The sequence below is a fragment of the Candidatus Accumulibacter phosphatis genome (genome assembly GCF_012939955.1).
Lineage (GTDB): Bacteria > Pseudomonadota > Gammaproteobacteria > Burkholderiales > Rhodocyclaceae > Accumulibacter > Accumulibacter delftensis.
Map to the genome: position 1 here is coordinate 1 of NZ_SPMY01000102.1, position 1,857 is coordinate 1,857.

2 protein-coding genes and 1 pseudogene are annotated in these 1,857 nt (G+C 61.2%); all 3 read left to right on the plus strand.

What is annotated here, in order from left to right; all coding sequences use genetic code 11:
• The coding region (locus tag E4Q23_RS23370; RefSeq protein WP_211203889.1) for a hypothetical protein at positions 1-470 on the plus strand (470 nt) is incomplete at its 5' end.
• Between the two features lie 236 nt (positions 471-706).
• Positions 707-1,078: a patatin-like phospholipase family protein gene (locus E4Q23_RS21310; protein WP_211203890.1), complete on the plus strand. Its 372-nt coding sequence runs from the start codon at positions 707-709 to the stop codon at positions 1,076-1,078.
• A 37-nt stretch (positions 1,079-1,115) separates the two neighbouring features.
• Positions 1,116-1,857: pseudogene (locus E4Q23_RS21315) on the plus strand (hypothetical protein); the annotation flags it as partial.

The window sequence follows — 1,857 nt, forward strand, 5'->3', positions numbered from 1 at the left end:
CTGACTCTCTGAGTCATGAAGTTGAGCCTCTGAGCCTCACCGCTGACTCTCTGAGTCATGAAGTTGAGTCGCTGAGCCTCACCGCTGACTCTCTGAGTCATGAAGTTGAGTCTTTGAGCCTCACCGCTGACGCTCTGAGTCATGAAGTTGAGTCCCGAAAGCTTACGCCTGAGGCGCTGAGCGATGAGCTTCAGTCGCTGCCTTTCCAGCCTGGACGAGAAGGGAGATTCGTGACAAGCCGCTGCCGGGCTCATCGACTGCCTCGTGTTCGGACGGCAAACGCGACCGATAGAGCAGGATCGTTGGCCTGGAACAGGATTGCCGAAATCCTGGCGCTCTCGCCGCACACGGTGCGCGACTATGTGCAGGACATCTACCGTCGGGCCGGGGTGAACGGCTACGAAAAGCTGGTCAGCAAGCTGGCGAACGCAAACGGCGCCAGCCCTTCAGCAAAAGACCCGATGACCTGACGGCCACGACCGCTGTGGAATGCCTGCCAGCCGCAGCGGCATGAGTTCCCTTGGCCGCCCAGCCTGCGCCTGGCCCCGGACATCCTGCCAGGGGCATCCGTGCCCCCTGCCTCAACGCGACCCGGCAAGCGTGAACCCCGTCAAACGAGCCCGTACCTAACCCATCCGGGGCAGTTTGCCGCATAATATCATTTGCTTGAAATCGCAAAACAAGAAAAAGGAAGCTCGGTACCACTTTGGAAGCCTCGCCGACAGACGCCTTGCCGATGGAAGCCAGGTCCGGCAAAAAGCCCTTCCGCATCTTATCGCTCGATGGTGGCGGGACCTTTGCCTTGATTCAGGCGAAGGTGCTCGATGATCTTTTCCCGGGCGAGGATGGGCATCAGGTGCTCAGCCATTTCGATCTGGTGTCGGCGTGCTCGGGCGGGGCGATCGTCGCTGCGGCATTGATCGAGGGTTACTCGCCACGCCAAATCTTCGAGTTGTTCGACAATCCGGTCAATCGCCACGCACTTTTTGGGCGCCTGCCCTGGTACCGGAGTCTATTGCAGTTGATGACCGGCGTTTTTTTCACCCTCGAGCCCGGTTGGTTATCGCTTTTCTACTGACGGCAAGCTGGCCTTCCTGCACCGCATCCTGCCCGTCATGGGCAGCACATCGCTGCAGAACCTGCACGGCATTCTCAATGACAGTATCGCTTCCCTGCGGGAACAGCGCGACGAACCGGGCAGACCCATGTCCTTTCTTTTTGTGACTTACGACTTCGACCGCGACCGGGCGCGCATGATGCGTAGCGACGTCAGCAGCCCGGCGGCCAGTTTCCCGCATCGGCAGCAGCGCGCGACGCTGGCGGAAGCGGCGCATGCCTCGAGTACGGCACCGATCAACTGGTTCGACAAACCCGCGGAATTCGACGGTTGCCGCTTTTGGGACGGCGCCATGACCGGCTACAACAATCCGGTGCTGGCAGGCGTTGTCGAAGCCATCGCCATGGGCGTGCCGCGTCGCGATATCGGCGTGCTGTCGCTGGGCACAAGCACGGTTTTTCTGCCCGAATGCGGCAGCGACGGGATCCCGGATGAACTGTGCCGGTCGCGCGCCAGCACCGGCTTCCTGCCGGAGTTGGTCAAGGTGGGCAAGACGATCATCGCCGATCCTCCGGATGCGCACACTTTCATTGCCCACCTCATGCTCGACGGCGGCTTGCCGGCCGACGTCTCCTGTTGCCCCTTCACCGACACCGCGATTGTGCGCATGAATCCGGTGATTCAGCCGGTTATCGATCCAGCGACGGGCCAGTGGAGCGTTCCCGCCGGCTGGACGGTCGAAGAGTTTCGCCGCATCGCCGAAATGGATATCGCCTCGCGCCGGCAAGAGGACGTCGAAT